The 19120-nt window shown below is 66.8% G+C and carries 15 protein-coding genes and 1 tRNA gene; 6 read left to right on the top strand and 10 right to left on the bottom strand.

Translation table 11 applies throughout. The features are described from left to right. Nucleotides 1-173: 173 nt before the first annotated feature. The 4 genes from ettA to ACFRAQ_RS18565 all read right to left on the bottom strand — a co-directional run bounded on the left by ettA (nucleotide 174) and on the right by ACFRAQ_RS18565 (nucleotide 5452). The gene (gene ettA, locus ACFRAQ_RS18580; protein ID WP_357090328.1) at nucleotides 174-1850 is read right to left on the bottom strand and encodes an energy-dependent translational throttle protein EttA; all 1677 of its coding nucleotides are present in this window, start codon (nucleotides 1848-1850) and stop codon (nucleotides 174-176) included. A gap of 10 nt (nucleotides 1851-1860) precedes the next feature. Beyond that, nucleotides 1861-2310, bottom strand: coding sequence for a single-stranded DNA-binding protein (locus ACFRAQ_RS18575; RefSeq protein WP_357279940.1), 450 nt, complete (start codon nucleotides 2308-2310; stop codon nucleotides 1861-1863). 146 nt (nucleotides 2311-2456) lie between these two features. Then, nucleotides 2457-3401 carry a threonine/serine dehydratase gene (locus tag ACFRAQ_RS18570; protein ID WP_379101118.1) on the bottom strand — a complete coding sequence of 315 codons (945 nt, stop codon included), beginning with the start codon at nucleotides 3399-3401 and terminating at the stop codon, nucleotides 2457-2459. 11 nt (nucleotides 3402-3412) lie between these two features. Next, the gene (locus ACFRAQ_RS18565; protein WP_379101117.1) at nucleotides 3413-5452 is read right to left on the bottom strand and encodes a cytochrome c oxidase assembly protein; all 2040 of its coding nucleotides are present in this window, start codon (nucleotides 5450-5452) and stop codon (nucleotides 3413-3415) included. Between the two features lie 203 nt (nucleotides 5453-5655). Between ACFRAQ_RS18565 and ACFRAQ_RS18560 the strand changes: the two genes are divergently transcribed. The 4 genes from ACFRAQ_RS18560 (at nucleotide 5656) to ACFRAQ_RS18545 (ending at nucleotide 9752) form a co-directional block, all read left to right on the top strand. Beyond that, a tRNA-Arg gene (locus ACFRAQ_RS18560) sits at nucleotides 5656-5729 on the top strand. A 491-nt stretch (nucleotides 5730-6220) separates the two neighbouring features. After that, nucleotides 6221-6346: a hypothetical protein gene (locus tag ACFRAQ_RS18555; protein WP_379101115.1), complete on the top strand. Its 126-nt coding sequence runs from the start codon at nucleotides 6221-6223 to the stop codon at nucleotides 6344-6346. A 146-nt stretch (nucleotides 6347-6492) separates the two neighbouring features. Next, a complete protein-coding gene (locus tag ACFRAQ_RS18550) occupies nucleotides 6493-6948 on the top strand; it encodes a hypothetical protein (protein WP_379101113.1) in 456 nt (151 codons plus the stop codon). A gap of 23 nt (nucleotides 6949-6971) precedes the next feature. Continuing rightward, nucleotides 6972-9752 carry a tetratricopeptide repeat protein gene (locus ACFRAQ_RS18545; RefSeq protein WP_379101111.1) on the top strand — a complete coding sequence of 927 codons (2781 nt, stop codon included), beginning with the start codon at nucleotides 6972-6974 and terminating at the stop codon, nucleotides 9750-9752. A gap of 330 nt (nucleotides 9753-10082) precedes the next feature. Here ACFRAQ_RS18545 and ACFRAQ_RS18540 read toward each other — a convergent pair whose 3' ends face one another. From ACFRAQ_RS18540 to ACFRAQ_RS18515, 6 genes are all read right to left on the bottom strand, one after another. Then, nucleotides 10083-11042, bottom strand: a complete 960-nt coding sequence (locus tag ACFRAQ_RS18540; protein ID WP_379101109.1) for a hypothetical protein — start codon at nucleotides 11040-11042, stop codon at nucleotides 10083-10085. 126 nt (nucleotides 11043-11168) lie between these two features. After that, nucleotides 11169-11444 carry a hypothetical protein gene (locus ACFRAQ_RS18535; protein WP_379101107.1) on the bottom strand — a complete coding sequence of 92 codons (276 nt, stop codon included), beginning with the start codon at nucleotides 11442-11444 and terminating at the stop codon, nucleotides 11169-11171. 142 nt (nucleotides 11445-11586) lie between these two features. Next, nucleotides 11587-12837 (bottom strand): HAD family hydrolase, encoded by a 1251-nt coding sequence (locus ACFRAQ_RS18530; protein ID WP_379101105.1) that lies wholly within the window; start codon nucleotides 12835-12837, stop codon nucleotides 11587-11589. A 31-nt stretch (nucleotides 12838-12868) separates the two neighbouring features. Continuing rightward, nucleotides 12869-14386 carry an APC family permease gene (locus ACFRAQ_RS18525; RefSeq protein ID WP_379101103.1) on the bottom strand — a complete coding sequence of 506 codons (1518 nt, stop codon included), beginning with the start codon at nucleotides 14384-14386 and terminating at the stop codon, nucleotides 12869-12871. A gap of 16 nt (nucleotides 14387-14402) precedes the next feature. Next, nucleotides 14403-15218, bottom strand: coding sequence for an ethanolamine ammonia-lyase subunit EutC (gene eutC, locus ACFRAQ_RS18520; RefSeq protein ID WP_379101101.1), 816 nt, complete (start codon nucleotides 15216-15218; stop codon nucleotides 14403-14405). Beyond that, a complete protein-coding gene (locus tag ACFRAQ_RS18515) occupies nucleotides 15215-16624 on the bottom strand; it encodes an ethanolamine ammonia-lyase subunit EutB (RefSeq protein ID WP_379101099.1) in 1410 nt (469 codons plus the stop codon). The genes eutC and ACFRAQ_RS18515 overlap by 4 nt, the downstream gene beginning before the upstream one ends. Nucleotides 16625-16874: 250 nt before the next feature. Here ACFRAQ_RS18515 and ACFRAQ_RS18510 point away from each other — a divergent pair, with 250 nt between their 5' ends. After that, complete coding sequence (locus ACFRAQ_RS18510; RefSeq protein ID WP_379101097.1) at nucleotides 16875-18332, top strand: APC family permease; 1458 nt, start codon at nucleotides 16875-16877, stop codon at nucleotides 18330-18332. Between the two features lie 3 nt (nucleotides 18333-18335). Continuing rightward, the gene (locus tag ACFRAQ_RS18505) at nucleotides 18336-19058 is read left to right on the top strand and encodes an IclR family transcriptional regulator (RefSeq protein WP_379101095.1); all 723 of its coding nucleotides are present in this window, start codon (nucleotides 18336-18338) and stop codon (nucleotides 19056-19058) included. Nucleotides 19059-19120 lie beyond the last annotated feature (62 nt).

The raw sequence follows: 19120 nt of genomic DNA, 5'->3' as shown, positions 1-19120 counted from the left end.
TGCAAACCGTCCAGCAAACACCGTCGAGCCAGGCAAAAGTGACCAACCGACCGCTCGCCCGCGGGCCGGATCGGAACCCGAGCCCGCGGTAGCCGGCCGATGACGGCACGGTCCGGCTGCCCCACCCGGATCTCCGGGTGGGGGCGAGCGGTGAATTCGGTTGGGGTGGTGCGCTATCCGCGGGTGAGCTTGCGGTGGGTCACCCGGTGCGGACGGGCGGCTTCCGGGCCGAGGCGCTCGATCTTGTTGGCCTCATAGGCCTCGAAGTTGCCCTCGAACCAGAACCACGCGGCCGGGTTGTCCTCGGTGCCCTCCCACGCCAGGATGTGCGTGCAGGTGCGGTCCAGGAACCAGCGGTCGTGGGAGATGACCACCGAGCAGCCCGCGAAGTTCTCCAGCGCGTTCTCGAGCGAGCTCAGGGTCTCGACGTCGAGGTCGTTGGTGGGCTCGTCGAGCAGGATCAGGTTGCCGCCCTGCTTGAGGGTCAGCGCCAGGTTCAGGCGGTTGCGCTCACCACCGGAGAGCACGCCGGCCGGCTTCTGCTGGTCCGGGCCCTTGAACCCGAAGGCCGAAACGTAAGCGCGGGAAGGCATTTCCACCTGGCCGACCTGGATGTGGTCCAGACCGTCGGACACGACCTGCCAGACCGTCTTCTTCGGGTCGATGCCGCCGCGGTTCTGGTCGACGTAGCTCAGCTTGACCGTGTCACCGACGCGCACATTGCCGCTGTCCGCGTTCTCCAGGCCGACGATGGTCTTGAACAGCGTCGACTTACCGACACCGTTCGGGCCGATGACACCGACGATGCCGTTGCGCGGCAGGGTGAACGACAGATCCTTGATGAGCTGGCGGTCGCCGAAGCCCTTGTCCAGGTTCTCGACCTCGACGACCACATTGCCCAGGCGCGGACCGGCCGGGATCTGGATCTCCTCGAAGTCCAACTTGCGCATCTTCTCGGCCTCGGCGGCCATTTCCTCGTAGCGGCCCAGACGCGCCTTGTTCTTGGCCTGACGCGCCTTGGCGCCGGAGCGGACCCACGCCAGCTCCTCCTTGAGGCGCTTCTGCAGCTTCTGGTCCTTCTTGCCCTGCACCTCGAGGCGCTCGGCCTTCTTCTCCAGGTAGGTGGAGTAGTTGCCCTCGTAGGGGAAGGTGCGGCCGCGGTCCAGCTCGAGGATCCACTCCGCCACATTGTCGAGGAAGTACCGGTCGTGGGTGACGGCCAGCACGGCGCCCGGGTAGGAGGCGAGGAACTGCTCGAGCCACAGCACCGACTCGGCGTCGAGGTGGTTGGTGGGCTCGTCGAGCAGCAGCAGGTCGGGCTTGCTCAGCAGCAGCTTGCACAGCGCGACGCGACGGCGCTCACCACCGGAGAGGTTGGTGACCGGCTCGTCCGGCGGCGGGCAGCGCAGCGCGTCCATGGCCTGCTCGAGCTGCGAGTCGACATCCCATGCGTCGGCGTGGTCCAGCTCCTCCTGGAGCTTGCCCATCTCTTCCATCAGCTCGTCGGAGTAGTCGGTCGCCATGAGCTCGGCGATCTCGTTGAAGCGGTCCAGCTTCACCTTGATCTCGCCGAGGCCCTCCTCGACGTTCCCGCGCACGGTCTTCTCTTCGTTGAGCGGCGGCTCCTGCATGAGGATGCCGACCGTCGCGCCCGGCGCGAGCCAGGCATCACCGTTGTTCGGCTGGTCCAGTCCCGCCATGATCTTCAGCACACTGGACTTACCCGCGCCGTTCGGGCCGACGACACCGATCTTCGCGCCGGGAAGGAAGTTCAAGGTCACATTGTCGAGCACGACCTTGTCGCCATGCGCCTTTCGCACCTTCACCATCTGGTAAATGAACTCAGCCATATCGGCAAGCCTAACTGTGTGTAGTAGCGGGTTCTCCGGCAGTGTCCGGATCGGCGGACGGCCGTTCCACGGGGTCGGTCCGGTCGGGTCGACCGAAGGTTTTGCGCACCACCGGGGCGGTGCAACGACCCAGGTCGGGACCCACTGCCAGGGCCCGCATCTCGAGGTCGGTGCGCTCGGCGCCGTCTCGGGTGGTGTACTCGTTCGAGCGCAGCTGCCCGTACGCGATGACCGGGTCACCTCGCTGCAGCGACGCTTCGACTCCCTCGATGATCCCCCGTCGCCAACAGCTTACGGTGAGGTACAACGTGCCACCGTCCACCCAGTCCCCGGCGGCCTGATCGTAGCGGCGGGCGGTACTGGCCATGCGGAAGCTCAGCAGCTGATCGCCGTTCTGCAGCGCGCGCAGCACCGGTTGGGTGACGACCCGGCCGATCACCGCGGTATTCGCCTCGTACATCGCGCTCCCCCTTGTCGATTCGAGCCCGTCGCCGCGAGCCCTGCGTTCGGTCCGGCTTCCAGCTTCGCCGGGGGGCGTGCACGGGGGCAGACCCCGCCTCGGCGAGTGTGGACAACTCGCGGGGTGGGGACAACTGTCGCGATGGGCTACAGGGTCGCCAGGTCGGTGTTGGCCCCGCACAAGACGATTACCGGCCGCTCCCCCGGACCCGGTACGTACGCCCCGGCCTGGATCGCGGCCACCGCGGTCGCGCCCGCGGGCTCCACCACGATCCGGAACTCGCGCCACAGGTACTCCCGGGCCATCACGATCGCGTCATCGCTGACCAGCGCCGATCGCACCGCGTAGCGCTGCGCCACCTCCATGGCGATCTCACCGATCCGGTTCGCGCCCAAGGAATCCGAGGTCACGCTGGACACGTCGACGTCCACCGGGTGCCCGGCCGCCAGCGCCGCGTGCAGGGTCGGCGCACCCACCGGCTCGACCCCCACCACCCGGCCGCGCAGCCCGAGCGACACCGCCACCCCGGCCACCAGGCCACCACCGCCGACCGCGGCCAGCACCGTTGGCCTGCCGCGCACCTGCTCCTCGATCTCCAGCCCGACCACGCCCGCCCCGGCCACGATCTCGGGCAGGTCGTAGGCGTGCAACGGCATGGCGCCGCGTTCGGCGGCGAGCTGGCGGGCGTACTTGTGCGCCTCGGCGTAAGTGGTTCCGTGCCACAGCACTTCGGCCCCGTGCGACCACATGGCCGCCACCTTGGTGTGCGAGGCCGACTCCGGAACCACCACCGTGCACGACATTCCGCGCACCGCGCTGGCCAGGGCCGCCGCGATCCCGGCATTGCCGGCCGAGGCCAGCACCACCTGGGTCTGGTCGCCGCGCGCCTGCAACAGCGCGTTCAGGCAGCCGCGCACCTTGAAGGTGCCGCCGTGCTGGAGATGCTCCAGTTTGAGCGTGACCGGGACCGGGCCGTGCGGGCCCAGGATCTCGGTGTGGAAGACGGGCGTCTTGCGGGTGTGCCCGCGCAGCAGGCGGCGGGCCTGGCGCACGTCGGATCGGTAGAGCCGCTTCACTTTCCGGGTCGCCATGGCGACATCCTTCACTTGCGCACCTCTCTGTCGCGCCGAGCGAGCTCGGCGAACATGGCGTTGTGCGCGGTCAGGTCCGCGTCGTCGTCACGCTCGGCCTTGCGGTCGAGCCGGTTCGCCAGCCGTTGGTCGCTGCGCGACCACTGGATGAGCAGCGCCAGCATCACCACGACCAGCGGCACCTCACCGCTGGCCCAGGCGAGGCTGCCGCCGGTGTGCTGATCGCCGAGCAGGTCCTTGTTCCAGGACAGGCCCAGGCCGCGGTAGAACCAGCCGCCCATCACGGTGTTCATGCTCATCAGCGCGATGCCGAAGAAGGCGTGGAACGGCAGCGAGCCGAAGACCATGCCCAGCTTGGTGAGCGGCTCCACCGGGCGCGGCTTGGGATCGATGCCGATGACCACCCAGTAGAAGAGGTATCCGCTGAGCAGGAAGTGCACATTCATCAGAATGTGGGCGCCGTGCGTGCCGACGTACTTGTCGAAGATGCCGCCCAGGTAGAGGGCGTAGAAGCCGCCGACGAACAGCACCGAGGCGACGACCGGCTGGGTCAGGAAGCGCGACACCGGGTTGTGCACGGCCGCCAGGATCCATTCGCGCACCCCGGGCGGCTGATTCCGACCGGCTGGTTGGATCGCGCGGAGCGCCAGCAGCACCGGGCCGCCCAGCGCGAACAGGATCGGGGCCAGCATCGACAGCATCATGTGCTGGGCCATGTGCACGCTGAACATGGCCGGCGCGTACCGGCCCACTCCCGAACTGGTGGCCAGCAGCAGCGTCAGGCAGCCCGCGAGCCAGGCGATGGTCCGGCCGATCGGCCAGTCGTCACCGCGCTTGCGCAGCCGCAGCACGCCGCGCAGGTACAGCCCGGCCATGACCAGGGCGAGGGTGCCGAAGATCAGGTCGAAGCGCCAGTCGAACAGCAGCCGCGCCACGGTCGGCGGCCCGGCCAGGTTGTAGCCGATCTCGACCTCGGTCGGGGTCGGCACGGTCCGCTGGTCCGGCGGCGGGGTGCGGCCCAGGCCGACGGCGAGGCCGACGGTGGCCGCGAAGATCAGCGCCTCGACACCGGCGAGGCGGATGAGCGCGCCGCGATCCTGCGGGTCCTTCTCCAGATCCGGGATCGCGTTGCGGCGCTGCAGGTAGCCCATGACGCCGAGCAGGATCAGCGCCGCGGTCTTGGCGAGCACGAGCTTGCCGTAGGTGGTCCCGAGCAGTTCCGACACGGGCAGCCGGACCAGGGCGTTGATCACACCGCTGATCGCGATCACCACGAACGAGACGGTCGCCACGATCGAGAACCGGCGCACGGCCAGTGCCGTGTATTTGCCGTCGCGCAGCGCGTAGGCCAGCACCGCGAACAATCCGCCCACCCAGAAGCAGGCCGAGAGCAGGTGCAGGATGAGGCTGTTGGTGGCCAGGTCGTGCGCGCCGCCCGAGGACGAATGCCCGGTCAGCGCCACCGGCAGCAGCGAGAGCACCGACAGCAACAGCAGCACCGGCGTCCAGCCCCAGCGCAGTGCCACCCGGCACGCGACGGCCAGCACCAGCACCATGAACACGGTGAACCGCCACGACCCCGCGACCTCGACCTGATCGGCGGCCCGCCACACCTGCTCGGGCCGCATCGACTTCAGCAGCGGTTGCCCGGTGGTGTCCGACAGCGTCAGCGGCACCAGCAGCGCCGCCGATCCGGCCCACGCCAGCGCCGCGTTCCCGGCCCGCCGCAGCGCCCGATACCCCCCGACGTCGAGCACTCCGCTCTCCTGCGGCGGCACGAAGAACGCCGCGAACAGCAACGACCCGATGGTCAGCGCCGCCGACAGATCCGCCACCGCCCGCACCGCGGGCAGCCCGTACGTGGTCAGCGGACCAGGATCAGGAATCCCCAGCAAGGTCAGGGCATGCGCCGCCGACAATGCCACGACCAGCGCCGCCACCAACGCGGCCGCCGCCCCACCCAGTGCCGTGACCGCAGCGAACGTCACCCCCGAACCCGACCGATTCGCCGAAACATCCGATCCTGCGGGCGGGTCCTGCACTGACGACATACGCCCAGCGTAGTTCGGAGCGCCCATCCAGACTCCCCTGGGGTTTCCGGTCCTCCGGTCCGCACTACCGCCCCGACGCGCCGAACAGTTGCTAAGCGAGGAACCATTACTAACCTGGACGCTCGCTATACTCAACCCGCTGGACACCGAGATCGATTTGGGTCAAGGTGTTTGGAGCCCGCATCACCGCCGATGCCCGCACTGCCTCCGTAGCTCAGTTGGATAGAGCAAGGGCCTTCTAATCCCTAGGTCGCAGGTTCGATTCCTGCCGGGGGCGCATCCAGTGAGTGACCTGCACAAACAGTGCCAGGTTCACTCATACCCATACCGGATGACACTCAAACAGCTTGGAATCCTGCCAAGCGGAGTGTCCCGAAACGGGTGACGCTCGGCCACCCGATCCCGCACCCGCAGCCCCCAACCACAAGCCTTGCCCCGAGGACAAGCTGACGTGCGCTTCGCACGACTGTTCGGTCCGAACTGGTCAGACCGACTGACCTTCTCGACGTCGACGAGGACATAGGCAAGCTCTCAATTACTGCAACCGTGGCAATGCCGGGCTCACCAGTCGAGGGTGTCTCAGCGCATGACGACGGCAACGTGACCGCGCCAAGGTATCGGCCATCTCCGCCCCTACCAACTCCGCTACTTCTTCGCCCAACAGTCGAGTAGGGAGGTACTCGTGTTTGTTGGGGCAAACGGGCACACCGTAGAGGAGTACCCGACCCTGGCCAGGGTCGGCAGCCAAGCGTAAGGAGTGGCATCGCCATGTTCTTCTACAACCACGGCACACGAGCCGCTGCATCAGGCGTGCTGGACGAGTCCGGTGACTTCGTCAACTTGAAGGACTTTCCGGCCGGACAGTTCGGGAGCTGGGCCCACATCGTGTCTTGAACAGGCGACAGCCATCGGGTGCTACCGACAGATAGGCCATCTACCTATGGCGGACACGGCTCTTGCAGGCCAAACCACGGCGATGGCCGCCCGGACGGCGTTAACATTTACTGAGGGTGAGCAGGGAGGGTTGCATAATGGATCCCGTGACGGCAGTGGTGCTTTCGGCGATTGCTGCGGGGGCACTGACCGGGCTGACCGATACCGCGAGCCAAGCGATCAAAGATGCGTACTCGGGGCTGAAGAGCCTGCTATCTCGGAAGTACAGCGGTGTAGATGTATCGGGCGTGGAGCGACGACCGAACTCAGATGCGAAGAAGCAGTCGTTGGCCGAGGACCTCGAAGACGCCGGTGTCGGTGGCGATTCTGAGCTGGCGGCCGCGGCTGTGGCGGTGTTGGAAGCGATACAACGGCATGACCCGCAGGCAGTGATTGGTGTCGATGTGAAGGGCTTGACCGCCGCCACGTTGTCGATCTCCGATGTTGCGTCTGCTGGTGACGGTGTGCGAGTGACGAACAGCACCATTCAGGGTGACGCACATATTGCCGGGGTGCGGTCGGGGTTTTCGGAGCCGCCGGGCCCCTCCCATACGCGGTCCTGAGTCCCGGTAGCACCGCGTCGCCCGTGCCGCGCAGCGGCGGCAACAACACTTTCACCGGGAACCTAATTTACGGAAATCTCACTGTTACCACCGCTGATGAACGTTCGCGGCGGTCGTTGCGCGAGTTGGTCCGGTGTTTCGGTGACCTGGATCTGCCGACGGTTGATCAGCTCAACCCGTACCGGTTGGGGGTGACGAGTTCGGCGTTCGGTAACGCTCATGACTACGGCCAGAGCGATCGGTATGTGCCGCGCACCCGCAACCAGGTCGATGCGCGGTTGGCGGATGCTTTGGCCGACACGCTTATGGTGATCGTGGTCGGTCCTTCTAAAGCGGGCAAGACCCGCACCCTGTTCGAGGCGATCCGCAATCAGCATTCGACAGCGAAACTGCTGTGGCCAGCATTGGATGGGATCGGTGAGCTCGCCGCCCACCCCCGCATCGCGGGCACCGACGACACGATCGTGTTGTGGCTCGATGATTTGCACGACTATCTGACTGCTACGGGTGGGCTCACCCTCAATGTGCTGGCACACTTGACTGCCCGTCCCGGCCGTACCATTGTGGCGGCAACATTGCGTTCGGAAATGCGGGCTCAATTGCGTGCACATGGAGAGCTTCAGCGCGATATTCGGCTCGTGTTGGAACAAGCCCAGATTATCGACTTGACCTCCACTAGCGACGATCCCGACGAGCGTGCCGCAGCTGCTCGCGTGTATCCCGATCAGAACCTCGATGACTACGGCCTGGGTGAGGTTCTGGCTGGTGCACCGGAGTTGCTGCAACGCTACGACGACGCCGCTGAGGCGGACGCTTTGCAGCACATGGTGATCCAAGTCACTATCGATTGGGCGCGGATCGGGCGTACAGACCCAGTTCCCGAGCACACCCTGCTCGACCTCGCACTACGTCAGTTACGGGCACAACGACCTGAACTCGATATCGGCGACGAGAACGCCCGGACCGCCATTATGGCTGCTCGCACTCCTCCGATAGGTGCCGGACGGTCAGCTGCACTACAAACCCGCTACCTCGATGACCAGACCCGTGGTTACCGCCCATTCGACTACCTTGTCGCGGCCGACGACGGCCAAGATCACCGCACACCGCGCCCGATCCCAGAGACGTTCTGGCACACGGCAACCCGTGATATCGAGGTGGAAGTTCTGAACGATATCGGACTTACCGCCTTCGTCCGTGGCAGTGCGACCGTCGCATTGGCACTTTTCCGGCGGGCCGCTGACGCAGGGAGCCTGCTTGCGATGTCTAACGTCGGGAGCGTCCTCGTTCATCAGGGTGATGTGGAGGAGGCCGAGTCCTGGTACCGCCAAGCCGCCAACGCCGGGCACCCCGACGCGATGTCCAACCTCGGGATCCTTCTCGCCCAGCGGGGTGACAAGGAAGGGGCGGAGTCTTGGTACCGCCAAGCCACCAGAACCGAGCATCCCGACTCGATGTTTAACCTTGCCCGTCTGCTCGCCGACCGAGGTGACCTGGAGGAAGCAGAAACCTGGTACCGCCAAGCCGCCAACGCCGGCCAACCCGAAGCGATGTCCGACCTCGGGCTCCTCCTCGCCGACCGGGGCGATGCGGAGGAGGCTGAGCCCTGGTACCGCCAAGCCACCAACCTCGGCCACCCCGGAGCGATGTTCAACCTTGCGCGTCTCCTCGCCGACCGGGGCGATGCGGAGGAGGCCGAGTCCTGGTACCGCCAAGCCGCCAACGCCGGCCAACCCGCCGCGATGTCCAACCTCGGTTTCATCCTCGACGATCGGGGCGATGCGGAGGAGGCCGAGTCCTGGTACCGCCAAGCCGCCAACCTCGCCCACCCAACAGCGATGTTCAACCTTGCGGCTCTGCTTGCCGATCGAGACGATTGGGAGGAAGCGGAAACCTGGTACCGCCGAGCCGCCAACGCCGGACAGGTGCTTGCGATCTACAACCTCGCGCTTCTGCTCGCCGACCGAGGTGATCTGGAGGAAGCAGAAACCTGGTACCGCCAAGCCGCCGGTACCGGGAATCTCGATGCGATGTTCAATCTCGCTGTCTTGCTCGCCCGTCGGGATGACGTGGTGGAGGCAGAGTCCTGGTACCGCCGAGCCGCCAACGCCGGACATGTGTATGCGATGGACAACCTCGGGGACATGCTAGAAAAGCGGGGCGATGCAGAGGACGCGGAACCCTGGTATCGGCAAGCCGCCAACGCCGCCGAGCCCTCAGCGATGTCCAGCCTCGGGAGACTGCTCGCCGACCGAGGTGATCCGGAGGAAGCGGAAACTTGGTACCGGCGAGCCGCCAACGCCGAGAATCCGACTGCGATGTACAACCTGGGGAACATGCTCGCCGACCGAGGTGATCTGGAGGAAGCAGAAACCTGGTACCGCCAAGCCGCCAACGCCGGAACCCCACTCGCGATGTACAACCTCGGGTCATTACTCGCCGAGCGAGATGATTGGGAGGAAGCGGAAACCTGGTACCGCCGAGCCGCCAACGCCGGAAATCAATGGGCGATGAACAACCTCGGGAACATGCTCGCCGACCGAGGTGATCTGGAGGAAGCAGAAACCTGGTACCGCCAAGCCGCCAACGCCGAGCATCCGACCGCGATGGCCAACCTCGGGGTTCTGCTCGCAAATCGAGCTGATTGGGAGGAAGCGGAAACCTGGCTCCGCCGAGCTGCCAACGCCGGTCACCCGGATGCGATGGCCAACCTCGAGATCCTGAACACGAACCGAGGCGACCAGGAAGAAGTGGAACTGGATGGTTTGAACATTGAGAACTCACTGAGCCCCGGACCGGAATGATCCCCAGGGGTGATCATGATTCTTCAAGATCCGTGGGCTAAAGCCGGTTCACCTAGGGATTTTGCGGTTTCACTCTCCTGCGTGCTGCGTTCATGCTGGTCAGAACAGAGTTTCCAGGGTAAGAACTTCTACTCCCTAGGTCGCAGGTTCGATTCCTGCCGGGGGCGCACAAGGGTGACTGACCAGCGACAACGCTGGCAGTACCACCAATACCCGAGCTGGGCGGGGGTCAAACACCCCAGCAACCTGCGGTCGCGGCACCAACGGCCGGTGCCCGTGTGGGCATCGGCCGTTTGCAGCGTGTCGATCGGGGCGGCGGCCGATTGTGGGTCATTGTTGCCACAGGCTCATGAAGATGATCTTCGCGTCGATCTGGGATTGGGCGCCGGCTCCGCCGATGCCGTTGTGGGACTCGGCGTAAACCCATCCGCCGACGTTGAGTTCGTAATCGGTGTTGGCTTCCATGGTCCAGAGCACCTCGATGACCGCGCCGGGGCCGAAGCCGCCGCTGTCGTACCCGTAGTTCTCGGTGGGATGGCCGATCGATCCGCTGACTCGGCCACGGAAACGTTTGTCGGTCGCGATGGCGACCAGGTTGCCGGCCTGCATGACCGTCATCTCGCAGCCGGCCTCGACGGTGGCGTCGGCGTCGAAGCCCGCGGCGGCCGCCCCGAAGTCCTGTGTCGACCGATACGAGCGCGCCATGCAGTTGACGCGGCGATCCGAGCGCAGGCTCACGCCGTAGCCGGCGTGGGCGTTGACGAGCGTGCCGGTCGCGCCCGAGGCGTTGCCCACCCGAGCGTCGAGTGCGGCACGGCCGTTCGCGTCATCGACGATCCGGTTGAACGCCGGGCTCCCGTTCAGGTCATGCCAGAACCAGTGGAAGTCGTAGGGGACCCCGAAGATCCGCGTCGGCGGTCCTTCGAAGTCGCGAGTCGGGGGGAACGGGTAGTCGAGCGCTCCCGCCGGCACGTGCCGCGACGGATTCTCCGCGGCTTCCCGCGGCAGGTCACGGACGTCGACGGTTCTGGTCCGGCTGCGTTCGGTGGCGAGCCTCAGGGCGTCAGCTCCGCGCGGACTGTTTCGCAACTGGTCGAGGTACGGCTCCTGTAAGGCGGTGGCCAGGGCGCGGTCCTCGGCGGCGAGCTCGCGACGGCGGGTGTTCGCATCGATCTGCTGGGTGATCAGACCGCTGATCGAGTTCCGGATCTCCTGTCGGCGGACCTCCGGGATTCGCTCGTTGAACGCGAAGTCCGCCGTCAAGGCGACAGTGTGGGAATAGGTCGTCATCGTTGCTCCTTTCACAGCGCGGTCGAACTGCGCGGGTACGGAACTCCTTGACTTCCATTCAGATGTAGCTCAACGGTAGCGGGTCCACCGCACGGCGTCGAGACCGCCACTGTGGACGCTCGACCACTACGTGAAATGCGGGTCGGAGCGAAACAGAAGCTGCCAGTATTCGCTCCGTATCGCGTCCCACAGGTCGGCGAACTTGCCGAATCGTTCACGCGCCCAGCACAAATCGTGACAGCCGTCGTTGTCGAAGGCGACGGTGTCCGGGGGCCGCACGGCACTCGTCACGGTCAGCGCCAGGATCTCGATGCTGTTGCCGACGATTCGCCATGCGGCCTGCCCTCTACCTACGGAGGTGTAGCGGGTGCGATAGGAGCGACGTTCGGGTGCTGGTGACATGATCGCAATCCGGGGTGGTGTGCAACGGCGTCTTCGACTGTCCTCCCCTGTGCCTATGCGATCAATCGGGGCGGGGTCCAACAGAACGTCGAGTACCGCCATGTCGGTTTGGAGGATCCTCCGGGGGCGGCGGGCTCCTTGGTCAGTAGACGGTGTCCTGTTGGTCCGCGATGACGGCGCCGTTGGGCTGGGTGAGCGGTTTGTGGTCGCCGGTGGCGGTGGTGAAACCCGTTGTGGCGCAAGGGTAGGGCTGGTCCTTGCGTTTCTTGGGGTTGATGAACATCGGGTTGATCAGCCATGTGCCGTCGGTGTTGGCGTACGCCTGGCACATGAGTTCGGTTTTGTTGCGGTTGACGACCAGGTGGAGGGCCGTGGCGTCGCTGACGAAGACCACGTCGGTGTCGGAGTCGCCGGCGGCCAGAGCTGGGCGTTTGTCGGGTAGCTGTTGGTCGAAGGCGGTCGGTCCGGTGATGCCGAAGATGCGTTCGTTGATCGCGCAGCGTTTGCCTTCCATATAAGTGATGACCTGGTCCGGACCGAGGCCGCCGCAGCCCGCGATGTGGCCGGTGTAGGTGCCGTTGTCAGTGAGGGGGACCATGCCGATCACCTTGTCGGGCGGCACACCCAGTTCAGGTGACCAGACCTTGATCACCGGCTCGGGCGAGGCCGTGATGATACGGACGTCGAATCCATTGGCCTGCAAGGTTGTAACCAGATCCCGCTGCTGGCTGTAGTAGCGGACCCAGCCGTCGACCTTGGTGGTGCCGATGGTCTGTTCGGCGCCTTCAGGGGCGGCGAGGTTCTGGGCTCGAGCCTGGGTGGCGTAGTCGGTCAGTTCCGCGGGAGTGTGCCCGGCCAGCAGCTGGACCTGCCAGGCGTAGGCCGGTTCCAGTCGGCGGTGGTCGTAGCCGTCGAACGCTGGGGCCCCGCCTTTCGTCTTGCCGCCGTCGCCGATGGCCAGGATCTCGTCGGCGCACGAGGCGTTGGTGGAGGTGGGCAGCGGGCTTCCCGACGCCGCGGCGCCGCAGGCGGCGCGCAGTGCGGCACTGGCGGCCGGAGTCAGGTACGGGCTGGTGGACGACCAGTCGGTTGGCTGTAGCACCTTGTCGTGGGACAGCAGCCAATAGAACGTGGCCTCACCGGCATCATTCTTGACCAGCGTGTTGTCCCAGTCGAACAAGGCGAGCGGCTTCGAGTCAACCTGTTTGCCGCAGCTTCCGGTGGTGGCGATGAAGGTCGCCAGGGTGTCTCTGTTGGCGCCGTACCACGCCTGCCCGGCATCCAACTGCTTGCACGTGGTCGCGGCAGCCCCATCGGAGCCGGAGCCGCAGGCCGTCAGCGACAGCAGGGCGCCGGCGGCCGCGATCAGCCCCACGAGTGATCGTGTCTTCATGCTTGTGCTCTCCGTAATCGGCTGGGCGTCTTCAGCGTTCGTGGGCTTCTTCCAGCACGGTCCTGCCGAGCAGCGCGTAGCGGGCGGGATCACGCAGCTTCAGGTACAGGGCGTAGCCGATACCGGCCGCACCGACCAGCCCGACCAGCCACGGCGTCGCCTTCAGCACCAGCGATCCGGATTCCGCGCCGGCCGCGGTGCCCATATTGACCACGAGCAGCATCACCACTCCCAGCATCGCCAGGCCACCGGTCAGCGGCGCGACCAGGGTTTTGAACCAGTGCCTGGTCTCGGGGTGATGGTTGCGGAAGTAGACCAGCACGGCGAACGAGCACAGCGACTGCACGACCAGGATCGCCATGGTGCCCAGAATCGCGAGCAGGGTGTAGGTGCCGGTGTAGGGGTCCTTGCCGGCGATGCCGAAGCCCGCGATCAGCAGTCCGGCGATGATCGTCTGGACCAGACCGGCGATGTGCGGCGAACCGTGCTTGGGGTGGGTGCGGCCGAGGGTGCGCTGCAGCACCGGCAGGACGCCTTCGCGGCCCAGGGCGTAGAGGTAGCGGGCGGCGCAGTTGTGGAAGGCCATGCCGCAGGCCAGGGAACCGGTCATCATCAGCCATTGCATCGCGGTGACCGCCCAGTGGCCGACATAGGTGCTGGTCGGATTGAAGAACACATCCATCGGGTTGGCCGAGCCGGCCAGATCCATCGATTCGCCGATGCCGTTGCCGGACATCGCCATCCACGACACCAGCACGTAGAACACGCCGACGCCGAGCACGGCGATCATGGTGGCCTTGGGGATGATCTTCTTGGGGTTCTTGGACTCCTCGCCGTACATGGCGGTCGACTCGAACCCGACCCACGACCAGAACGCGAAGAACAGCCCCAGCCCGGCCGAGGGTCCGGTGAACGCGTTGACCGGGTTGAGCGGCGCCGGCGAGAATCCGTGCGGCCCGCCGCCGTGGATCGCTACCGAGATCGCCATCACCGCGAGCACGGTGATCTCGGTGAAAAGCAGGACCACCAGCAGTTTTTCGGCCACCGCGACGCCGAACCAGGTGCCGACCGCGTTGATCGCCAGCATCGCGATCGCGAACACCCACCACGGGATGTGCGTATCGAACTGCGCGAGCACGGTATTGGTGCCGAAGCTGGCGAAGATTCCGATCAGCGACGGCTCGAACACCATGTAGGCGAACGCCGCCAGCAAGCCCGAGGCCAGTCCGATCGTGCGGCCCAGGCCATAGGAGATGAAGCCGTAGAACGCGCCGGTGGCGGTGATGTGCTTGCTCATGGTGGTGAAGCCCACCGAGAACACGGCCAGCACGACCATGGCGATCAGGAAGGCCGCGGGCGTCCCCTTGCCGGTGCCGGCGGAGATCATGAACGGCACGTTGCCGGTCATGGCGGTGATCGGCGCGGCGGTGGCGATGGCCATGAACACCACGCCGAGCAGTCCGATGGCGTTGGGCTTGAGCCGGTGGACGGTGGTCTCCGACCCGGTCGGCGCGCCGTCCACGGCTGCGCGGGTTATCTGCTGCGTCATCGAAATACTCTCTCTGCTAAGCACTTTCACTTTCGGATGGAATGCCGGGTGGCCGACTCGGCAGCGGAGTGGAGGAGGCTCGGGGCTTGATCGAGACGCCGGAGCGACCGGCGTGGAACATCTGGTCGATCAGGTCGCGGGCCACGGTGGCGGCGTCGGTGTAGCCCAGGCCGTGCGGCGGGCGGATATTGGAGACGCAGTTGCGCTCGGAGTCGGCGCGGCCGGGCTGCGGCGCGTAGGTCAGATAGATGCCCAGGCTGTCGGTGACCGACAGGCCGGGCCGCTCCCCGATCACCACCAATACCGCTCGCACACCGAGGGTTCGGCCGATATGGTCGCCCAGCGCCACCCGGGCCTGCGTGGCGATCACCGGCGGCGCCAGGGAATAGTCCGGTGCGAACGCCTCGGACAGCGCGGCACACAACCCCGCGGCATGGTCGGTGACCGCGGTAGCCGACAGTCCGTCACACACCACCAGCGCCAGATCCGCTCCGGAGGAACCGAATTCGAGCGGGCCGGACGGCATCCGCCCCAGATCGGGGCGACGCAGGTATTGGTCGCGATCCGCCGCCGCGCTGGTCACGTGAACAGGGGCGCCCAGCTCCAGCTCGGTCAGGGCGGTGCGCACGGCAGCCACATCCAGCGGCGTCCGCACCGCGTCCCGGGCGAGTGCGTGGGATGCGTTGAGCGCCAGCACTTCCGGGGTGGCAAGGGTGTCACCGGCCCGGCGCAGCCCGATACGGGCCAAGGTGTGTGCCCGCATCCGATCCCAGGGATCGATACCGTCGCCGGGCTGCGCGGATCGCGTCGCGTCGATGGGCCGGTGGGTCATCGGTTCGCCGCCAGCGCGCGCAAGGGAGATCCGGCCGGACCCGCGGGCAGCACGCGGCCGTGGTCGTCGGCCATGTCCATCCGCCGCAGCCACGCCTCGAATTCGGGTGCGGGTCGCAGCCCGCAGACGCGGCGCAGGTACAGCGCGTCATGGAAGGACAGGCTCTGATAGCCGAGCATGGTGTCGTCGGAGCCTGGGACGGTGATCATGAACGCGGTCCCGGCCACCGCCAGGGCGGTCGCGAGCAGGTCCATGTCGTCGCCGTCGGCCTCGGCGTGGTTGGTGTAGCAGACGTCGACCCCCATCGGCAGGCCGAGCAGCTTGCCGCAGAAGTTGTCCTCCAGGCCCGCGCGGGTGATCTGCTTGCCGTTGTAGAGGTATTCCGGACCGATGAATCCGACGACGGTGTTGACCAGGAGTGGATCGAAGGCCCGCGCCACGCCGTAGGCCCGGGCCTCCAGGGTCTGCTGATCGACCGGTTGCCCGCCCACGCCCCGATGCGCGTCCGCCGACAATGCCGCGCCCTGGCCGGTCTCGAAATACATGACGTTGTGCCCGACCGTGCCGCGACCCGATTCGCCTGCCGCCGCGGCGGTTTCCGCCAGCAGGTCCAGGGTGATCCCGAAACCGGTGTTGGCCGCCTGCGTGCCGGCGATGGACTGGAACACCAGATCGACCGGTACCCCCTGCTGGATCAGCTCCAGCGTCGTCGTCGCGTGGGTGAGCACACAGGACTGCATCGGGATGTCGAAGCGCAGCCGGACGTCGTCGAGCAGATGCAGCAGCCGGGCGATCGCGACCGGATCGTCGGAGGCGGGGTTGATGCCGACCACCGCGTCGCCGCAGCCGAGCAGCAATCCGTCGAGGATGCCCGCCGCGATGCCGCGCGGATCGTCGGTGGGATGGTTCGGCTGTAGCCGGGTCGCCAACCGGCCCGGCGCGCCGATGGTGGTGCGGAACGCCGCCTGCGGCGACAACACCCGGGCGACCGTGATCAGGTCCTGGTTGCGCATCAGCTTCGACACCGCCGCCGCCATCTCCGGAGTGATGCCGCGCGCGAGGGCGGGGATCGTGAACTCGGCTGTCCCCGAAGCCACTTCGGTGAGCAGCCAATCCCGGAACGCACCGACTGTCATGTGCGCGATGGGAGCGAAGGCGGCTCGATCGTGCGTATCGATGATGAGCCGGGTGACCTCGTCGGTTTCATAGGGCACCACCGGCTCGTTCAGGAACACCGGCAGCGGAATATCGGCGAGCACCCATTTCGCGGCGGCGCGCTCGGCATCCGATTCGGCCGCGCACCCGGCCAATTCGTCTCCGGATCGGGCCGGACCGGCCTTCGCCAGAACGTCGATCAGGCTCCCGAACACGTAGGTCCGTCCGCCGATCTGCTGACGGTAAGTCATCGCGGGAAACGTCCTCTCACGCCCGGCTCGGAAGCCGTTGAATTCCAATGGCGGCAGACGCTAATCGGGTTCTGTTACGGCAGCGCCGTTCCCGGATAACCGGCGATGAGAATTCCGGCGGAGAATTTTCTCACGCGCGGAAATGCGGAAGTAACTGAACGTAACAGCCGTGCTACAAGCACCTGGCTACGCTGAGGCTCTTTCGCGGACGAGGCCCGGTCCGCGGCGGCAGAAGAAAGGCTGTTTCCGTGTGACCGTACCCACGCCGACGCCACCGCTGGTGGTCGAACGGTCGTCGATCAGCGGACTCCGGCGTCGGCGGCTCGCCTTCGTCCCGGTGTTCGCGCAGTCGGTGGCGGCCATCGCGCCCGCTGGGACGGCCGCGGTCACACCGCCGTTCGTGATCGCCGCGGTCGGCGGCGGGCCGAGCGTGCTCGCCTTCCTCGGCGCGGCACTGCTGACCTGGTGCGTGGCTCTCGTGGTGCGGCCGATGGCGCAGCGGATCGCGGTCACCGGCGGGCTGTACACCTACGCGGCCAAGAGTTTGGGACCGGCCAGGGCGATCCCGGTCGGCTGGTCCGCGATCGTCGGGTACGCCGCGGTGAGTGTCGCGGGATTGGTCGCGGTCGGCACCTATCTCGGTCGCGTCGCGATGCTCGCCGGGATCGATGTCCCGGTCACGGTGACGATGCTGCTGTCGATCGGGGCGGCGGGAGCCGCGACGGTGCTGATGACCCGCGGCATCCGGCCGTCGGCGGTCGCCACCCTGCTCATCGAATGTGTTTCCGTGGTGGCGATTCTGACGGCCCTGGGCTACCTGCTCGTCGCCGAGCGCCACGGCGTCGATCCGGTCCGGGCCATGTCCTGGCACGGCGACACCGGTGACCTCGCCATGAGCGCGGTGGTGGCGATCAGCGCGTTCGTCGGCTTCGAGAGCGCGACCACCCTGTCCGCCGAGTCCTTCCGCCCGTTCCGCTCGGTGCCGAGAACCGTGCTGTGGACCCCGCTGGCGGCGGGCGTCATCTACCTGCTCGCCGTGAGCGCCGAGGCGGTGGCGCTGTCGGCGGATCCCACGGCGAGCAGCGGCACCCCCTTGTCCGATCTACTCCTGCACCATGATTCGCGGCTGCTCGCGGTCGCCCTGGATCTCGGCGTCGCCGCCTCGTTCTTCGCCTGCACCGTGGCCTCGATCAACGCCCTGGTGCGGGTGCTGTTCACGATGGGCCGGGAGGGCATCGCGCCGCGGGTGGCCGGGCGCGCGCATCGGCGTTTCCACACTCCGGCCGCGGCCATCGCCGCGGCCATGACCGTGGTGACCGGGTGCGCGATCGCGGTGCTGTGGGCAGGCGTGGCGCCGCAGGACGCCATCCGTTCGTTCCTCACGCTCAGCGCCTTCGGTTACCTGGGGTCCTATCTCCCGGCCTGCCTGGCCGGTCCAATACTGCTGCGCCGCATCGGGGAACCGAGCCGGGCGCTGGCGATACTCGGCGGCACCGCCGCGACGATGATCGGGCTGTTGATGGTCACCGCCGCGTTCTCGGGGCAGCCGGGCAATGTCGCGGTGGTGGCGGTGTACGTCGCGGTCATGGCGGCGGGCATCGCCTTCGCCGGCGCGCTGCGCCGATTCGCGCCGGACCGGCTGCGGGGTGTCGGGATATTCGATGAACCGCAACGCGACGACCTGTTGCTGACCTCATTGTTCCGGTAGCCCATGAGCACACGCGGCACGTCGGTCACCAATACCATCGCGATTATCGAGATCGTGGCGGAATGCGGGGTGGGAATCACCGCCAAGGAAATCGCGCAACGCCTCGGTCTCCCGCCCGCGACGGCGTATCGTCTGCTCAATTCTCTGGTCGCCGACGAATACCTGATCCGGACGGCCGATCTGCGCGGCTTCGGTCTCGGTGCACGGCTGCGCGGCCTGGCGACCGCATTGAACACGCCGACCGTCACCCGGGCCGCACGCCAGTGCCTCGCCGAATTCCGCGCGTCCACCCGCTTCGCGGTGAACGTGATCGGCTTCGGCGTGAGCACCGTTCAGGTGATCAACCAGGACCCGGACCATCCGGTCCCGGCCGAACGCGAGCTGACCAGATGCCTGCACGCCTCCGCGGCGGGGAAACTGCTGCTGTCCGCCCGAACCGATTGGCCCGCACTGGTTCCCGCCCCGATCCGCCTGACCCCGAACACCCGAGTCACCCAGGCGGCCCTCGCCGCGGACATCGCCGCCATCCGATCCACCGGCCACGCCCGCGCCGTCGACGAACTGCTACCGGGTCTGACCTGCTTCGCCTACCCCATCCACAGCGAATCCGGCACCCCCGAGGCCGCGCTCTGCCTGGCGGGATCCACCAGCCGCCTGGACGCCATGACCGGTTTCGACGAGTCCGCTCGCAGCTATGCCGCGCAACTGGAATCGCTGCTGTTCTGACGGTTGCGGCGGCACGCTCTCCGGCCCTGAAATACCGCTGGTCGATAGGGGTGCCGTGCACA

This window comes from Nocardia sp. NPDC056611 (genome assembly GCF_042792755.1).
In the GTDB taxonomy this organism is placed as follows: Bacteria; Actinomycetota; Actinomycetes; order Mycobacteriales; family Mycobacteriaceae; genus Nocardia.
The sequence above is the reverse complement of the archived record's forward strand: the minus strand, read 5'-3'. Positions and strand labels throughout refer to the sequence as shown.

Bases quoted from the DNA above. Each gene is read 5' to 3' on its own strand.
- ettA (WP_357090328.1), bottom strand. From the start codon at position 1,850: ATGGCTGAGTTCATTTACCAGATGGTGAAGGTGCGAAAGGCGCATGGC.
- ACFRAQ_RS18575 (WP_357279940.1), bottom strand. From the start codon at position 2,310: ATGTACGAGGCGAATACCGCGGTGATCGGCCGGGTCGTCACCCAACCG.
- ACFRAQ_RS18570 (WP_379101118.1), bottom strand. From the start codon at position 3,401: ATGGCGACCCGGAAAGTGAAGCGGCTCTACCGATCCGACGTGCGCCAG.
- ACFRAQ_RS18565 (WP_379101117.1), bottom strand. From the start codon at position 5,452: ATGTCGTCAGTGCAGGACCCGCCCGCAGGATCGGATGTTTCGGCGAAT.
- ACFRAQ_RS18555 (WP_379101115.1), top strand. From the start codon at position 6,221: ATGTTCTTCTACAACCACGGCACACGAGCCGCTGCATCAGGCGTGCTG.
- ACFRAQ_RS18540 (WP_379101109.1), bottom strand. From the start codon at position 11,042: ATGACGACCTATTCCCACACTGTCGCCTTGACGGCGGACTTCGCGTTC.
- ACFRAQ_RS18535 (WP_379101107.1), bottom strand. From the start codon at position 11,444: ATGTCACCAGCACCCGAACGTCGCTCCTATCGCACCCGCTACACCTCC.
- ACFRAQ_RS18530 (WP_379101105.1), bottom strand. From the start codon at position 12,837: ATGAAGACACGATCACTCGTGGGGCTGATCGCGGCCGCCGGCGCCCTG.
- ACFRAQ_RS18525 (WP_379101103.1), bottom strand. From the start codon at position 14,386: ATGACGCAGCAGATAACCCGCGCAGCCGTGGACGGCGCGCCGACCGGG.
- eutC (WP_379101101.1), bottom strand. From the start codon at position 15,218: ATGACCCACCGGCCCATCGACGCGACGCGATCCGCGCAGCCCGGCGAC.
- ACFRAQ_RS18515 (WP_379101099.1), bottom strand. From the start codon at position 16,624: ATGACTTACCGTCAGCAGATCGGCGGACGGACCTACGTGTTCGGGAGC.
- ACFRAQ_RS18505 (WP_379101095.1), top strand. From the start codon at position 18,336: ATGAGCACACGCGGCACGTCGGTCACCAATACCATCGCGATTATCGAG.